This window comes from Dechloromonas sp. H13 (assembly GCF_009469615.1).
Classification (GTDB): domain Bacteria; phylum Pseudomonadota; class Gammaproteobacteria; order Burkholderiales; family Rhodocyclaceae; genus Azonexus.
This window is the reverse complement of sequence record NZ_SSXX01000008.1, coordinates 77821-95436: the sequence shown is the minus strand read 5'-3', so window position 1 is coordinate 95436 and position 17616 is coordinate 77821. Positions and strand designations below refer to the sequence as shown.

Sequence of the window (17616 nt, the reverse complement as noted above, 5' to 3'; positions counted from 1 at the left end):
TCAGGAAATTGCATTTGAAAACTCGGCCCAAGTATCCAGTGACAACTCAGTGCCGTTCACAAACTGCACGGCGTGGCCGAAAGGGTCTCGGCTATCCCGAGGAAACAGCGCTAAATTCACATTGCCAGGAGAAATCGCGCTGGGGTACATGATGCCGTCCAGTTGCTCGGCATCCGGTGTTTTGAAGACCTGGGCAAAGTATTCCGAGACGACCTGCGAAGGAACATAGTGGATGTGTTCCCGACCATCCTTCTGCACCGGTTGGCAAATATCCGCCACGAAACGATTGAGGAAGAGAATGACTTCCCTAACCCGTCGTTGCGTGTGGTCGAAAACCGAAGGTTCCGGCGGAAGCAGGGTCAAATCGAGCACAGCCAGGGGTCGAACCGTTTGGAAACGAGCAGCCACAGCTCGGCACGGCGGTCCGCGGAGCACTTCGGCCAGTGCCCCTTTTTTCGACTTCGAAAAATAGAGGTAGGAGATACCCGCCGGGTTCATCCGCCCCGCATTTGCCAAGTGATTGGGCGGGGCTCCCAACTGTTCATCCGAAATTTCCCAGTTTGCGTCACCGACTCGTTCACGCACTCTGAATAGATTAGTTTTTTCAGGCAAGGAGGTCACGAGGCCGAGTTGAACAGCCATATCACCAACGAGCTCTAAGACATCGAGAGGTCGGTGCTGACGCCAGTCATCAGAACGGTCGACACTGGCCATGAAGAAGTAACGGCTATGATGCTTGACCTTTTCGGCGAATGCCTCCCACGCCCAAGACCACTCTTCATGACGGTGCGAGGACATCCAATGCCCTTCAGCTGCCGACACCCACGCCGTATTCGAGAACGAATTCACGACATCCTCAAATAGCTTATCGTCGGCATAGAACGGTACGCCCATCAAGGCATCAACCGTGTAAACGGGTTTAACCACCCAGCCACCATCGTACGGAACGCCAGCCTCCGTTGGCTCGGCATAGTAGTAACCCAGTGCTGATGCTATTGCCGGCATGATGACCGCAACCGGGGCTGCGCTGGCGCCCCGTGTGCGCGTGCCACAGTAATCGCACTGGCGAGCACTCGCGTTTTTCCGAATGAGGTCTTTGAGAAAATCATCCTCGACACAGTCCGGACAAACGAGCTTATCGGGTGCCGACCAACCTCTTTCGTTCTCTTCCTCCCACTGACGTTTGGCTTGACCCATTACGCCACCAGCCTATCCCAAGCCTCCAGCACCAGCCGCCGGGTGCTGTATTCGCCAAACTCGCGCATCTCGTTGTTCTTTAGAACCCTGAACGTTTCGATTTCACAATCCTGCCCTTCAATCTCCTTGGGGTCGAGTATGAAGCGCATTTCATCCTTGGTTAAACCGTACACCTTCGCGGCAACCAGAGTATCGAGTTCAGCCTTTATTTTTGGGCGTGTCTCAAAGCAATTTGCAGCGGTCAAATCAAAGCCATGGCCTGGGTCTTCCTTAGTGTATTGCTCAAAGAAGCCCTTCATTTCGGGACCTGCACAGGTAAGAAGTAGAGCGCGACGACAAAGGCTGTGGCGTAGTTCTTCTGGAAGGTCTCTTGGGAATGGAAGCGAATCCATAATAGTCAATGACATTGTCAGCGCCACCTTCTTACGAACTATGAAGTCCATAACCAGCGAATTGGCAATAGCCAACCACAGTAAATAATCAGAACAACGACCGTTATCAAAAGTAATCGTAGGCACCTTGTGGCCGCAGACCGTTGAAGGAGGCACCAGTGCCGCGGTTAGGCTCCGCTCATTAGTCGGGCTAGCAACATCACAAAAGCCAATTCGATACGAAGACAGCCGTCCAATCAATTTGGCTGGAATATTCGATGACCCAATATGCCACTGGGGTTTGATGCGCTTAGATTCTGACCCAAAGTCATATGGTTCCCAAACCGCTGCTCGGCCGCGCCCAGAAACGTAGCCTTTTGCCCGGTAGTCGAAAGCATCAATCATTCGGCCTTCAAACAGTGGAAACCCGGATGGGTCCGACGCGAACTCATCTCGGTCATTCCCCATATCCATTTCACGCATGTAGTGCCGATAGGGCTGGCCCTCAAGCTCTTCGCCGAACTTTGGGAAGCGCTCATACATCTTTCTGCAAATTGCGGCATCTTTTTCGCCTGCAAATTCCATCACAGCAATTGCATCCGGCGAAAACTCTTCAACGAGGCTAACTGGCACCACCATCTGAGCCAATTTTGCGTTTCGCAGCTTTTCTTCTGAGGTGATATTAAATAAGGCGTTGAATTGAGTTGTGGTACCTTTCTTTTGTGCCACGTAAAGGCAGAACTTGGCCCTGGTATGAACATCATCGAACCATACGTGCTGACGATTCTCGAAACCGTAAAGGCTAAGAAGTGAGGCATTCTTAAAAAATCTCTTTCTGATTTCAGCCGCATTTGCTCCATTGTAAAAATTCTCGGGCACAAGCTGGCTTACATAGCCACCTGAGCGTGTAATTTCAAAGGCAGTCTCGACGAGCATACGGTAGATATTGAAATCACCTTTCCCGAGATTCCCTGGAGCAAACATCGAGTACCTCCCACTCTTCTTTATGAATGTCGCCTGGCTGTACAAATCTCGGCAATATGCCTGCCATGATTGATTGGTTGGAGAATCCTCCAAAAGACGCTCCATTAAGGCAGCTTGCTCATCTTTTGGTAAGAAGCGAACCTCTGGAGCTATAGGAGCAAAGAATCGCTTCAGGTCTGGAGACATGGAAGCCCATGGTGGGTTTCCAAGTACCAAGTCAAACCCTCCACGAGAAAACACTTCTGGAAAACCCAATTTCCAGTGAAAAGGATTAACTCGAGCAACAATCTGTTCGGTAAAGGCAAGCACCCCTGGACGAGCTGGTTGCCCGTGCAGTACACGCCAAATGTCCGCGGTGGTCGGGACCAATTCAGCGGTGTCTAAGGATTTCTTTGCAAAGTAGGAGGCCACCACCATATCACTCGCAAGCTTAATGGGGCTGGTTCGCAGCTCGGCCTTACACGCTTCAAATGCTCTTGCTTTGTCCTGAACTTGCTCTATGGTTTCTTCGGGTAAAGCATCGAAATTGCGACCACAACTTTGATTAGAGAAATCGAAGGAATAAACTTTTGAGTCGCGCTCGATGTTTTGGATGACGCTTGTACGAGCTTCCCTGTTGGTTTTTTTCAGCTTCTCGACAACAACATCATCGTCTCCGTATTGGGCAACGAATGCTGAATCGTCCACTGCAAGTTCAAGACCCCCAGTTTCAAGTATGCCAATCACTGCATCCCCCGTGCGGATGCGGTGGTCCAAGAAGGAAAGGGGCCTATCTGGGCAATAAGCCTCAAGCCATAAAGCAGTTTTGGCCAGCTCAACAGCAAGAGAGTTCTTATCTACGCCATACACGCAATGCGAAATGACATCCCTAAGAGCCTTGCGATAGTTTCCTGGCAGGAGATTTCCATCAACAGCCGTCAATTTTGCTATCCGGTCTGCGATATGCCGAGCGGCCCCAAGCAAGAAATGTCCAGAGCCACAGGCCGGGTCGCAAACCATCAGTGTCAACAAAGCGTCGACAGGCTCGCTTGGGTTATCCGCGATAGCTTTCTCGATTAGCGGCTCAAGCGTGGAGTCAAGAAGCTCCTGAACTAAAACATCTTTTGTGTAGAAGGACCCTGAGAATTTCCGGGCACTTCCTTGCTCATTTGTTTGGTCGCCAGCAAAACGAAAACTCCATTTTGCTGATGCTGCAACAATCTCGGGAATGAGCTCCAGCAGGCTTTCATAGACGCTGCCTAATTCCTCAGAATCCATGTCGCGGTAATTGACGCGGGAAAGCGCCGCCCCATCGCGGAAGAAGCAGAGGCTAAACAGGGAAGAAAGCAGCGAGCTGTTGTCGAGCTGGGCAGCATCAAGGTCTGGGCATTGGCTGGCAGCGAAAAGGCCGCCGAGGGCCGGCAGTCCCAAGGCGGGCTGTCCTTTGCCAAGGCCACCAAATGTGATGGTCAAGGCTTGCCAGAGGTCGGCGTGGCGGTCATAGCTGCGGCGGCGGGCGGACAACTGGCGCAGACGGGTGAGGCTGTAGCCGGCCAGGTAGCGGGCCTTGGCGTCAGCAGTAGCCTCCGGTACAAAGACCAATTCGCGGTCCTCGATGGTGGCGAGGAAGATGAAGCGGTAGATGAGGCGCAGCAGTTGCTCGAAATAGGCTTGCGTGGTGAGCTCGCCGGCCTCGAGGCGGCGGCGCAGTTCCGTGTTCGCTGGATGCGCGAGGAAGCCGGTGCCAAGGGCGCGCAGGGCTTCAGTGACGCCGATGCGCAGGCGGTCGCGGGCGCGGATACCGTCTTCCTGGGCGGTGTTGCGCCAGCGTTCCAGCGGGCAATTCGCCGGTTCGGTGCCGACCTTGCCAAACCGGGAAGCATGAGCCAACAACCAGAGGGCAGTGAAGTCTGGGTATAGGCCTTCGCTGAATATAGCTTCGAGGTCAGCCTCGATGTAGGCGGGACGAGTAAGGCTGGGGTTGTCGCGCAGAATACGTAGCTTGAGGCCGTTACCGACGACAGCCCAGAGGGCGTCATCGCTGGCATTCAGGTATTCCTGGGCGAGCAAAAAAGGCGAGCGGCGGCGCACGCCGTCACCGAAGCTGGTATCTGGCTTGTCGAGAAGCTGGTCGTGTGCAGCCAGAACGACGGGAATCTTCCCCTCGCCGGCGGCGAAACCAATGGGGAAAACACGCTCCCCGAGCGTGACCTGGCCAACCGCCTTAAGGTCGCCAAAGCAGAATACGTGACGCAGCAGCGGTTCGAGCAGTTCCTTAACGGTCAGCGCATGGCTGTTGAGGTCGGTCCGGGCGCGCTTGGCGGCGAAGTCCTGCCAGAGGTTTTGGGCAATCTTCCAGTAGCGGCCAATTTCGTCGCGCAGCTTGAGGCCACGGGGGATGTCGTAATCCGCTTCCGTCTGCTCGCTGGCTTCGAGATGGGCAACCTTGTTGAGGAAGTCAGGAGCGAGCAGGCCACCTTCGATGCTAAGGGCGGGAAAGGCGAGTTCCTGATTGTTTCTGCGTGCCATATTTTTTTGAACCCCTGTTTTAGGCCGGGATGAGGACGAAGACACCCATGACGTCGACTGGCAGACTGGGCGTCACGCGATATTCACCGCGCCCTTGCGCTGCCTCACGAACACGGCGATGGTCATCTAGCAGCAGCTGAGCACGCTTGCGCGCCAAGGTTTCCAGGGTAGGTTGTTGACTATCCAGCTGGTCGAGGGAACGTTGGATATGCTGGTCACGCAGTGGTGGTGGCATGTTCCGGGCTGGTTCGGCAGCCATCAGAGCACGGGCAGCAGCGTCCTCCAGCAAAGGCATTGTTTCATCTGCCGGAACGCCAACTGTCAGGGTTTCTTCACACAAAAGTAAGCGCGATTCACCACGATGGGTCACGGTCAACTGGTGACGCAACCGCACCAGCAGCACGGTGGTTTTCACCTGAACTGCCTCAGTAAATATTGCACCGGCCCGTGCCACAGCATCCAAGGTTTCGTCATTCGCAGCCGAACTCTCCAGCGCTGACTCGAGCAGGTAGTCGGCAAGCACGGAAACCAAGGGATGGGTCCGATGGATGAACTGTGCGCCCGTCGCGGCCGGCTGATGGAAATCGACGCGCAGCGTGCCTACCAAGCCTTCGCCTTCGAGGCGCTCCCGAACGGCGCCAGGCAAACTGCCAGCATGGAGTTTCCAGTGGTTGGCGCCCGCCTTGCTGGCGGCTTCCAGCGGCGCACCTAGTTGCAGAGCGGCACGCTTGACGAAGCGTTCCACATCTTCTTCGCCGCCCAGAACTGCCAGAGTTTTCTGCCACTCAGGCAGGACGTCCTCGGGTTTCAGACGACGTTGGGCGAACAGTGTTCGGTTCTTAGACGCTTTGTCTCGAGCCGATTGCCAGGCAGTGTCGATGGCTGCCGCGGGCTCACCGAAGTCCAAGCCCATTTGGGGCATCTTGCTGGCCGTGCTCCCTTTGCGCAGCAGTACGGCACCGACCAGCGCCTGTGTTAGCTTGCCCTCGTCATCGGGCATAGGCACCAGCACACCGAGCTCCTTGCGGATACTCTCGGCCTTGCGCAGGATAACTTGCAGTACGGCGCCATCAACCGGGTTGTCCTGGCCGTAGAGCATCGTGGTGCGCACTTCCCGGGCCTTCTGACCAAAACGGTCGACGCGACCTTCCCGCTGTTCGTGGCGAGTCGGGTTCCAGGATAGGTCGTAATGAACGACAGCGGTGAAGAGATTCTGGAGGTTAATACCTTCCGACAGGCAGTCGGTAGCGACCAGGATACGCTGCTCGGCCTCACCCATCGCTTCCACCGTTGCTTCGCGCTCGGAAGGGGAAAATTCACCGGTGACAGGGGTGACCAGATGGTCGCGGAAAACCGTGCGCAATTGTTCGGCCACGTAATGCGCAGTTGCAATGTAGCGGCAAAAGACAACGGGTTGGAAGCCGGCGGCGGTGAGTTCCTTGAGGTGTTCGATAAGGCGCTTGAGTTTGGGGTCCTTGGCAGCGCCGGTCAGTCCCTCGGCACGGTCAATCAGGTCGCTTAGCCACTCGGTATCCTCGGTGCGGGCACCCGGCTCAATGTCCTGAGTAGAAAGGTTGTCCTCCTGGCCATCGAGAACTCGCTCGCGACCCTGCTCCTCGGCTTCTTCCAGGGTCAGTGCCTCAATCTCAGCTGCGCCCTCAGCGAGCGTCGTACCTGAGAGGCGAGTCCTCAGGGCGTTGATGGCGGCGGCCGGTGACGAGGAGATACAGCGCAGCAAGGCTAACGCCGCCCACCAGCTCATGCGCTGCTGAAGCAGACCCTGGCCTTCGGCACGGACAACTAGGGTGCGGGCATATTCGAGTACGTCATCGAACAGCCGCCCCCACTCACCAGTGAGTTTGTAAGTCACTTCGGTGGAGAAGCGCTCTGGGAAGACGCTACTGTCCTGCCATTCCTCGATGTCGGGGCGGCGGCGCTGGACGAAATGATTTGCCAACTGTTCGCGCAATGGGCGACGGCTATCTGAAGGAATGTCTTTCAGTTCTTTGAACTCGGGGTTGAGCAAACCCAACAGGTTGTAGAAAGCTTCTTCATCGCCGGAGTGTGGAGTGGCGGTAAGCATTATGAGGTGGCGCTCGGGGTTTTCGACCAGTCCCTTGAGCAGGGTGTAGCGTTGCTGCTTGCCCTGTCCGCTGTAGGTGCAGGTATGTGCCTCGTCGACGATTACACACTCCGGGCAGGCACGCTGGAATTCATCCCGACGGCGGTCGGACTTGATGTAGTCGAGACTAACGACGGTAAATGGGTAGGCTTCGAATACCGATTGGTTGGCGGGTAGGCCGCGTTCCAAGCGATTGGCGGTCGTGTTGCGTACAACAACGGCATTGATGTGGAAGCGTTGTTTCAGCTCGCGCTGCCACTGCTCGCATAGGTGCGGAGGGCACAACACCGCCAAGCGGCTAATTTCGCCGCGGTCGAGTAATTCCCGGACGATTAGCGCGGCCTCGATGGTTTTCCCGATACCGACATCGTCCGCAATCAGCAGGCGCACGACTTCCTGCTTCAAGGCCATCAGTAGTGGTACTAGCTGGTAAGCGCGCGGTTCGACGGCGATGTTGCCAAAGCTGCGGAAGGGGCCTGCGCCAGTGCGCAGTTTAAGTTGCAGGGCATCTCGCAGGAGTTGGCCGGCCGCAAAATTGGCAGCCTGCTGAACAGACGGCTTCGGGAAGGTTGCCGGGCCGACAGGCCCGGGTTCAATCGGAAGATAAATGAGGGTTGCATCGTCCTCTGCCGCACCTAGCGGTCGTAGATGCAAGGTTTCGTCACAAGACTGAGGCAGGACAATCCACTCACGGCCGCGGGCCGAGACCAGGCTACCAGGTTGAAAGACAGCGTTCACTTGAATCCTTACTTAGTTTTGCCTTCAATGCGGTTAGCCGCTTCGAAAATGGCATACAAACTGACCTGACGAAGGTCGATATCCTTAATGAGTCCGCGTAGATATTCGCTGGATGCGACATCTAACTCCCTGCGAGCACAGACCAGATACGAAACGGCCTCAGCTTCTGCCTCTCGAACTGGATAAGGCAACTTTGAGCGGTCGGGCCAGCGACCTGAAGGGTCGGCGCCGCAGTGGCCACAAAAAATGTGTCCGAGCTCATGAGCCAAAGTCGCGTAGCGAGTTGGCACGGAATGGTTCTTGTTGATTTGAATTAGCCATTCAGGTGCCTCGGCTTGTGCTGACTTAGGATAACGAGACGGAACTGCCTGAAGATTTCTGGCATTACCGGCCAGCATCGTTCCAAAGTTCATCTCTTCAATACGAACCTTGCTCTCTTTTTGGTGGTGTTTAACGGCTTTCGCCCACTCAATCTCATCCATTTCACCGTAAGTGACGAATGGATTGTTATGTTCGCCAGGAAGTGGAGGCCCATCGGTATCTGATACCTCGTACAGAAAAGATACCGGGCCAAATGGACGCAGCACCACGATGGGAATCGCGCCAGGTTTCACTTCGCGACGTTTGTCATTCCACTTCTTTTCCGTGGCAACGGCAGCAGCACCTGGCCGTTGCAACCTGACCAACATTGCGTTGTAAACGGAAAGATTACTTAACCTTCGGGCGAACTCGATGAACTCGTCGAACGCTGATGGTCCAGTTGCCTGAAGCGCATCTTGAAACAAACGGTCTATGGCTGTCGCGCATTCCGCAAACGATTTCAATCTCCGGTCAGCACGCCCAACCTTGCGTTCGTTTTCAAGCTCCTGAGCGAATAAATCAAATTGGTCAGTTGGTTTCACTTGCCCGCCCCAAACAAGTCTTTGTGCTCTTGGAACACACCATTCCAGCTGACAATATCCTTCGAAAACCGAATGACGTAGTAGCCAGCTGCTTCCAAGCATGCATTTATTGTTTTGTCCTTGTCGGATTGGCTTGGACCTTCATGGTGGGGGCCATCAATAAAAATAACGGCCTTCCAGTCGGCATAGTAAAAATCGGCGGTGGTATGGCAGCGCTCAATCGTATGCTGTCCTGAATCGGGTGTACGATAGCCGTTGGCCTGCACATAATCCAGCCAGGCTTGCTCAAGCGAACTGCCAGCAATACGTTGGAGTTCGCCTTGCTGTTGTTCCGGAGTACGGCCAAAGCTGCCTACCTCGCCGCGGGAGCGCGTCAGCTGACAAAGAATATCTAGCGCTTTGCCTTCGTTGTCCGCATCCTGGCGGTCGATGTGAAGGTGGTCTGGCTGGTTGTAGTACGAGAGCAGACATTTGTAGCAGCCGGCCTCGCAGATGGGCTGGCCATTCGGACCCAGGTCATCAGTTAGGTTGGCTTGCTCCCAATGCCCATTGGCTGGCCGCTGGTAATGCATGATAGCCAGCGCTTCCGCGGCGACCTGGGCGAGCGCGTCCGGTTCCGTTGCAATGCGGGTAAGCACCCCAGCGCCGCCCTCAGCCGACTCGTAGAACAGGATGGCACGACGCAGGTCAGCCTTGGGGAGCGGCTCGGCCATCAATTCGCTCTCTTCGAGCTGATAGACAGCCTCGATGCCCCGCTTCAGTGCGTACTGCAAGGTAGCCATAGTCTTGATATCCAGCTCTTCGAGCGGACGCACAATGAGCACGTTGCGCCGGTCCTCCACGTAGGGAACGATGCGCTGCGGCGGTGTCTTGTCGGGCGGCGTTTCCGGGTCCGGCTCGCCGGCTTCTTCAGCCCCGCCCATCCAGTGGCCGGTCACTGGGTTAATCATGAAGCCGAGCAGGCTCTTTTCCTTACGGCGCCGCCAACCGAGATTCATGCGCCAAACTGTAGCGGCTGAGCCATATTGCAGTTCCAGCACCGGGGTGTCGCCATCCTTCAGAAGTGCATGCATCACCTGGAGCTTGCCATCTTGCTCGCCGAATTGGATGGTGGTCTGCATCTCATAGCCCTGACGCACCCGTTCTTCCTCATTGGCGGTTATGCGTTCCGCCCGCTTGGTGGAGACGTTCTCGATACGGTAGAGGTTCTGCACGGCCACGGCATCGGCCAGTGGCGCATTACAGGAGACACAGCGGTCGGCATCCCGCTGATTGCGGAAATGGCCATAGCCACAAACCGGGCAGATGCGCGCCACATCGGTCGTAAGCTTGGCGCCAATGGATACCTGGTCATCAGAGCCGACTGAGAGCATGGCGCGGGTGACCCGATACTGGCTACCCTCGTGATAGATGAGGCTGTAGGGGCCGAACTCCGACAGCGCCAGGAACCGCGGACGGGAAAGGAAATTCTCGCGGCCAATCTTGCCCTTGCGTGCCGGGATGTAAGCCATGAGAGGCAGGCGCGGGAAATTGTAGCCAGGAAGGAAACCTTGGCTGGCCAGATAGCGGTAGGTGTAGAAGTCCGAATTAGCCGAGCCAGATTCCTGGAGGAGTAGCGACTGTTGCCTAAAGGCCTCATCGTGGCGCTGCTTGGCATCGCGCCGGTCACGTTCGCTGGCCGCAGGGTTGTTCATCACCTTCTGGTTGATTTCCATCTGTCGCTTGGTCGCGGCGAAGAGGTCGCGCCAGCGGTCGAGTGCCTTGTCGAAGGAAGTAAATGCCTGGCGGAAGACCTGCTCGGCAAAGTGCTCTGTGTACCAAGGCGCTTTCTGTGGAGTCAGTTCCCCGGACAGCATTGACAAGATACGCAGCCCTCGGACATGTGCCCGCTTCTGGGGGGCATCGGCATCCATCTGCTGTTTGTACTCGTCGGTCAACGGTGCTGCCGGGTCGTTCATATCGAGCAGGCCACGCACGCTGTTATCAAGTTTCTTCCCCGTCTCCGCCAGCCAGACCGCATGCAGGTGGCTCTGGATAAGTTCGCGGTTCGCCAGGTCTAGGGTGGGCGGATTCACTTGGCCATGAACCATTCGTACTGGGTCACGGAAGAAATACTGGTCATGCGGCGACTGGGCAGCACAATAGGTAATGACCAGCGCTGGCTGCCCGGCACGACCGGCACGACCACTGCGCTGGGCATAGTTGGCCGGCGTCGGAGGGACGTTGCGCAGATAGACCGTATTGAGCGACGAGATGTCGACCCCGAGTTCCATCGTCGGCGAGCAGAACAGCACCGGCAGCCACTCCAAGGGCTTGCCTTTCGCAGTCAGCCAGTCGGCCTTGTCTTTTGGCGTGAAGCGGAAACGGGCCTCGCGCTCCAGGCGGTCGTCTTGCTCGACTTGCGCGGTATGTTCCCGAGCCTCGAAGTCGTAGAGACGATGAACCGGATTGGCTAGCAAGCCGGCGATATTGCCGTAGAGACTGCGGAAGAAGGCGTTGTCGTCAGCGCCTCGTTTGCTTTGCCCGTCCCCAACCGTCCAAAGCAGGCTGGTGCCGTTCAACTGATACCCTGTCATGCCGAATTCGGTTTCCTCGGCCACGACCAGGCCATAAGATTTGGCGGCCTTGAGCAGTGCTCGGACGATTTCTTCGTAGTGCTCGTCCTTGATTTTGGTGGCGTGGGGGTTATCGCTACCATCTGCTTCTCGCCAGACACTGCTCTTCTTTATGTCCTTGCCGAGCTTGGAACGAGCACTGCCAGATACCAAATAATCGACGTTGCGACGGTCCTCATCACGGGGCTTGCCGGTGGTAATGAACCAGTTCGAGGAAATGGGGTTTTCATCCTCGGTAAATCCCCAGGGTTCGCGCAGGTTCGCATAGCTGGATGTCTTCAGGCGGTCCAGTTCAGTACGGTCGAGGTAGCGCGATGCTAGGCAAAGCCCTTGGCGCATGGCATCAAAAAGCTTGATGAGCAGGCGCTTGCGAACGTCAGGCGATGCGGCCAGCAGAATCAGCGGCGCATCGGCCCAGGACTCCTTGTCGGACACCAGGTCGTCGAGGTCCTGATATTCGATATGAACGAGGCCGAGTTGCTCAAGGTTCGGGTTGTTGAAACGCCACCCGCGGCGCAGGTCGAAATACACCCGGTAGCCCAAAATGGCGCGCATGATGTCCTGCACCTGGCGACGGGCATTTCCCTTGATGTCGGGGTCCTGCATGTACTCGGCGCGTACACCGGGGTCGTCGCGGTCGAATCCAAGGGATTTGAATACCGCATCGGACACTTCTGCCTCGGTCAGGCTACCGCCGGCCTTTTGCACTGCCGCCAGCAGGGCTGCGCGTTGCAGGAGAACCTGAAGAAAATCATTGAAATGGCCGACTTGAAGGGCCGCATCCTGCCGGTTATCCGTAAACCCGAGAACCTTTTTGGCTTCCGCCTTGAGCTGTTCATCCTCTTCGTAGAGATATCGTAGCGCCGAGAGAGTCAGCATGGTCGTAGCGGAACTACGCCCCTCACCGGAAAGTCCGGTCAGTCGCAGCGACTCCTTGCCTGCTGTCTGATGCACCACGCCACAACGCAAGCAGAAGCCGAAGCTACCCGGGATGTACCACCCTGGAGTGCCATCGGCGGTATGCACCCCTTCGGCATTGAGCCTGACGTGATACGGCTGGCGCTTTTTATAGTTGGACTTCAGCTTGAGGTCGCCGTTCTGGCGTTGCTCGAGCCATGTCTCCGGATAACGGTCGAGGGTGTCCTCCCAGATACCGCTGGTATCTGGCATGTAGTAGCCACTCTTGATGTCTTCGTCGTCGTGGTTACGCTCTTCGATACTGCGCGGGCTGAAGGTACGGCCACTCGCCGAGTTTTCATCCCAGACGGGAACATATTCTTGCCCACACTCACGACAGAAATGCAGTGCATAGAGGCGGCGGGACCGGTCGCCCGGAACAAACTGGCTCCCTTCCAGCGTCAGGTAGCGTTTTCCTTCCGGTTCAAGCGAGCCGTAGACCTTGCTACCGCCCGAGATAAATTGGTGCAGCTTGAAGGCGAAGAGGCTCCGCCCCCCCTCTTCAGCAGGCTTATCGGTCGTGCGGTAGGCGAGTAACAGGAAATCGGCCAGCACCTGCTTGGCCACTTCAACCTTGACACCGCTGTCTGCTGCCAGCTGGTCGGCAGCTGCCTCCAGCGTAATAGGCTGAGCTCGGCGCCACTTGCCTTCATTACGTGTCAATCCCAGCGTGAGCTCTACCCAGATGGCCAGAGGATGGCGAGCCAACTCCAAGAACGTTGCACCCGAAGGGAGTCCCGCACGAATCGCTTGACCCAGTTGTGACCGAATATGGTCCACCAACAGGTCTTCCGGTGTGACGCGCTGAAGGGTTTCGGTAATGACGTTGGCGGCTGTCAGAGGTACGCCGAACAGGCGGCTGGCCACTTCAGCGACCTTGGTATTTTTCTCCTGCTCACTGCCCTCGGTTGCCATGGTGGCCGAGGTGCCTATGCACTGGAGCTTGTCGGCCAAAGCTTCACGAACGCGCCGGACCAGCAAGGCCACATCCGCCCCTTGTCGCCCCCGATAGGTATGCAGCTCGTCTAAGACCAAGAAACGCAATCCCTTGGCATTACGGATGACAGCTTTGTCCTTATCGTCCTGACGAGTCATCAGGAGTTCAAGCATCATGAAGTTGGTCAGCAAGATGTCTGGCGGATTGGATGCGAGGCGCTGGCGCTCTTCTTCATCTTCCTGGCCGGTGTAACGGCCATAGGTCACTGGCTTATGGTCACCGTAGTCCGCCAGGAATTTGCCAAGCTCTTCGAGCTGGCTATTGGCCAGGGCGTTCATTGGATAGATGACAATGGCTCGAGTCCGTGGTGTGGGGTCAGCAGCTTTCGCCTTGAGAATGGCATCAACTACCGGTATGAAATAAGCCAGTGACTTACCTGAACCCGTCCCGGTGGTCAGAACGTAGCTTTCGCCGCCTTGGGCGAAACTGATGGCTTCTTCCTGGTGTTTGAATAGGCTTAGCGAGACGCCTGCGCTGGAAGTGGATTTGCCAGCTCGGAAGATGCGGCTGCACTCAGCATGCAAGCCACCCTGCTGGACTAGCGTTTCGACCGTGGCGCCTGTCTTGAAATTGGGATTGACCTGAACAAGGGGAGCAGGCCAATAACGTCCGGAGTTGTAGGCCTCGTCGACAAAAGCCTGGATGTCTGGCGCTTGGATGCGAGTGAAGCTGCGGGTAAAGGCCGCATATTCGGATACCAGCTTGGTACGAAATTCAAATACATCCATCACAGAACCCTGAACTTTTGCATATGTAGACCGTAGGCATTATCCCAAAAGGAACGCGAAATGCCGAAGGAAAAGCGGAGCGGAAGCCTTAAGTATCGAATTGTCACCAAGAAAAACAGTGGGTTATCACTTTCCAATTCCGCGATTGTTGTTATATCGTGGACCCACGGCATAGGCCGACTGAGAATACGTTTTAAGCCTGTTGATGGAGAGCATGGTCTCCAGGGCGCCATTTTGTGAACAGACCACAAAATGGAGGCCAGGGGATGGATAGCTGTAAAAAATCAGCGCCGAAGCACATAAAAACGCTTCGAAGCCATTGCAGCACAAGCTTCTCCGGGTATTTTACTGGGCATTCTGGCCAGCTAAACTGTGGACTTACTGCCAGAAGCTGGAACCAGCTTGGTGGCCTCAACAACGTCCGCTCCGTTTCCCAAAACCGACAGGCAGGCCAGCAAAAATCCTGCATTGAAATTGCCGCGATTGATGCGCCGGTTGATGGTTGGCCCATTCCCTCTGACGCCCACCGCATTCAGGGCTTCGGCCAACTCCCGGTAGCCCCATGTACGCTGCTGCATTCCCCGCTTAATCAGCAGCTCAGCCTTGAAACTCCATTCGTCCATTACTTGGGACTGGGGTTTTACGTCGCCGGCCTTGGCATCAAGCAACAGCGGGCGTCCTTTACCTATACTCATTTTCAACGGCATGACTTGCTGGGTTACGTGGGTGACCAATTAAAGTCAATTTTGTCACACATCACCTCAGGCTACCTATACCTCAGACCCAACTACTTTGAGGTAACAGTAAATGCTTGAGAATTCCCAGCGGGAGCAACTGCTCGACCGCCTTGGGCTTCCTATTGCCGGACGGCGTTTGGTCCTTGATGCGGCCAAATATGCACCTGTACGCCAGGTGAGTTCGAAAGGCGGCGGTAATGTCATCACGCCATACCAGAGCCAAAAAATGCAGCGGACGGTCGAAACCGAAAGCCGGCATTTCGAGTTCCCGGCAGCTGTCAGCTTTGAATACGAGCAGGACGTACTGGAATACTACCCACAGCCTTGCCAGCTGAAGTTCGAGGTTATCGATGCAGACGGGGAAATCCACCAAATCGACCACATACCGGACTTCCTTATCATTGGCGAGCGTTCGGTCGTGCTCGAGGAACGCAAACCATGGAGCAAGATGGAGCGCCTTGCGGCTCGCTATCCTTGGCGTTATCAACTCGACCCGGATGGCCAGTGGGTAGCACCGCTGATTGAGCTGTGGCTGGCGGAGCGTGGCATCGGTTATCGCATCCGAACCGAGCGCGATATTCCGCAACGCCGCATCGAGAACATCCTGCTCCTGGAGGATTACCTCGACCCGGCAGCGCCGCCATGTCCGGTTGATATCGCACAAAGCATCCATGCCGCACTGGCCGAGGATGCAGTCCTCTATCTGGCCGAACTGTACGAGAAGCTCAATTGCCGTTCGGACGATGTCTTCAAGCTGATTGCCGACGGACTCCTGGTCTCCGACATCGATGTCGCTCCGCTTGAAGACCCACACCATTGCCGGGTTTTCCGTGACGCGGCTGTGAGGGAGTTCGAGCACGCGCGTTTGCGCCCAGTTCCCCAAGCCATTCCCGGCGTCGTCGACATCCGTGTCGGCGCACGAGTGGTTTATGACCAACAGGCCTTCACCATCGTGATGGTGGGTGGTAGTAAAGCCGTTTTGCAATCCGATGATGGCAACAGTGTCGAAATTGCGATGGACACTCTGGAGCGCCTGGCCTTGAACCTGGACCTAGTAGCCAGCAGCGCTGAGCAGTCGGAACCCATCCGCCTCTCTGATTTCACGGAGGAGGAACTCAAAATTGCGTTGAGCCGGATGAATGGTTTGGCAAACGTCACCAATCCGAACCGCTCACAGCGTCGTCACTTGAAGGCCCTGGCCATAGCCAAACTGACAGGGACCGACGAACTGGTTGCACTGGTTCCACGGTTGCGCCATCGGGGCAACCGCATTCCACGCCTCGACGAGGCCCAAGAAGTGGCAATGCAAGACGTCATCCGGCAACACTATCTCACTAGCGCCGCCCGCAATGCTAAGCACACGCATCTTCAGCTCAAGGTTTTGTGTGCAGAACGAGGAATTGAGTCACCGTCGTATCCGACGCTGATTGCCCGCATTAAGGGGCTGTCACAGCAAACCGCAGACAAGGCTCGCCATGGCAATCGCGTCGCCTATCAAAACGGGGAGTTTGTCCATATTCTGTATGCCGACACGCCGGCGCACGGTTCCAGATTCTTGCAGTACGTGCATATGGACCATACAGAACTGGACATTGAGCTGATTTCGCTCAAAACCGGCAAATGCCTGGGCCGTCCTTGGCTGTCGCTGGCGATTGATGCCTACACCCGCCGCATCGTCGGCATGTACCTGAGCTTTGACCCGCCATCGTATCGTTCGAACATGATGCTTTTGCGCGACATTGTTCGACGCAATCGCCGGTTGCCACAGTTTATCGTGGTCGACAACGGCGCCGATTTCCGCAGCCAGGATTTTGCCCGCTTTGCCGAGTTGATGCGTATCCATGTGCGCTATCGGCCTGCCGGCCGTCCCCGCCATGGTGCGGTGATGGAGCGAATCTTCGGGCATGCGCACACTGAGTATGTGCACAACCTGGCCGGGAACACCAAGGCTACCAAGAAGGTTCGCCAGACCACAGGCAAATTTCTGCCGTCCCGACTCGCCGAATGGTGTCTCGAGTATCTGTATTACGGCCTGGAATACTGGGCGTTCGAGTATTACGACACGGAAATCCATTCAGCCTTGGGCATGACACCACGTGAGGCCTGTGAGCGCAGTTTGCTCAATGCCGGTCAGCGCTCCCACCGGATTGTTACGCTGACCCGTGACTTCCTCATCCTGACTTGCCCTACGGTAGGTCGCCGCGGAGAGCGGAAAGTCGACCGGCAGCGGGGCATCAAGGTTCACAACCATTTCCACTATTGGTGCCCGGAACTGCGCGACCCGAAGCTGCACGGCAAATACCTCCCTGTGCGCTATGACCCCTGGGATGCGTCGACCGTTTATGTCCAGATTAACAAGCGCTGGTTTGCCGCCCAGTGCAAGGCCCTGGTCGGTCACGGCCAGATGACAGAAAAGGAGCGTGAGCTCATTGCGGACGAACTGTGCGGCCGTTTGCCCCTGGCGGATGACGAAGAACCGTCACCCCAGAGGCTCAAGGAATTTCTGCGCATCTTCACGCCGGCGGGAGCCGCCAAGTTGGCCTTCGAGCGCCAACAGGAGAACCGCGAACTCTACGAGCACATCGGCCTGGGCGCCATCACGCCCCCGACGTATCAACCGCAGCTCCGCCATCAGACCTCTGCGACCGTTACCGACATCAACATCGAACCACGGGGGAGCTATGCACCGCTCCCGTCATCTGTTTGCAGCCCTGAGCAACCGGACGACCTGGAATTCGAGACCTTCTAATTTTGCATCAC

Annotated in this window: 7 protein-coding genes; 1 reads left to right on the top strand and 6 read right to left on the bottom strand. The window is 56.4% G+C overall.

What is annotated here, in order from left to right:
• The 6 genes from GH660_RS15605 to GH660_RS15580 form a co-directional block, all read right to left on the bottom strand.
• Window positions 1-1197 (bottom strand): HEPN-associated N-terminal domain-containing protein, encoded by a 1197-nt coding sequence (locus GH660_RS15605; protein WP_153147612.1) that lies wholly within the window; start codon window positions 1195-1197, stop codon window positions 1-3.
• Window positions 1197-5060 carry an SAM-dependent DNA methyltransferase gene (locus GH660_RS15600; protein WP_153147611.1) on the bottom strand — a complete coding sequence of 1288 codons (3864 nt, stop codon included), beginning with the start codon at window positions 5058-5060 and terminating at the stop codon, window positions 1197-1199. The genes GH660_RS15605 and GH660_RS15600 overlap by 1 nt, the downstream gene beginning before the upstream one ends.
• Window positions 5061-5079: 19 nt before the next feature.
• The gene (locus GH660_RS15595) at window positions 5080-7920 is read right to left on the bottom strand and encodes a helicase-related protein (RefSeq protein ID WP_228276526.1); all 2841 of its coding nucleotides are present in this window, start codon (window positions 7918-7920) and stop codon (window positions 5080-5082) included.
• 8 nt (window positions 7921-7928) lie between these two features.
• Window positions 7929-8822, bottom strand: coding sequence for an ImmA/IrrE family metallo-endopeptidase (locus GH660_RS15590; RefSeq protein ID WP_194266333.1), 894 nt, complete (start codon window positions 8820-8822; stop codon window positions 7929-7931).
• Complete coding sequence (locus GH660_RS15585) at window positions 8819-14119, bottom strand: DEAD/DEAH box helicase (protein ID WP_153147609.1); 5301 nt, start codon at window positions 14117-14119, stop codon at window positions 8819-8821. Before GH660_RS15585 ends, GH660_RS15590 begins: the two co-directional genes overlap by 4 nt.
• A gap of 365 nt (window positions 14120-14484) precedes the next feature.
• Window positions 14485-14826: a DUF6471 domain-containing protein gene (locus GH660_RS15580; protein WP_153147608.1), complete on the bottom strand. Its 342-nt coding sequence runs from the start codon at window positions 14824-14826 to the stop codon at window positions 14485-14487.
• A 100-nt stretch (window positions 14827-14926) separates the two neighbouring features.
• Between GH660_RS15580 and GH660_RS15575 the strand changes: the two genes are divergently transcribed.
• Complete coding sequence (locus GH660_RS15575) at window positions 14927-17605, top strand: Mu transposase C-terminal domain-containing protein (protein WP_153147607.1); 2679 nt, start codon at window positions 14927-14929, stop codon at window positions 17603-17605.
• The last annotated feature ends 11 nt before the right edge of the window (window positions 17606-17616 follow it).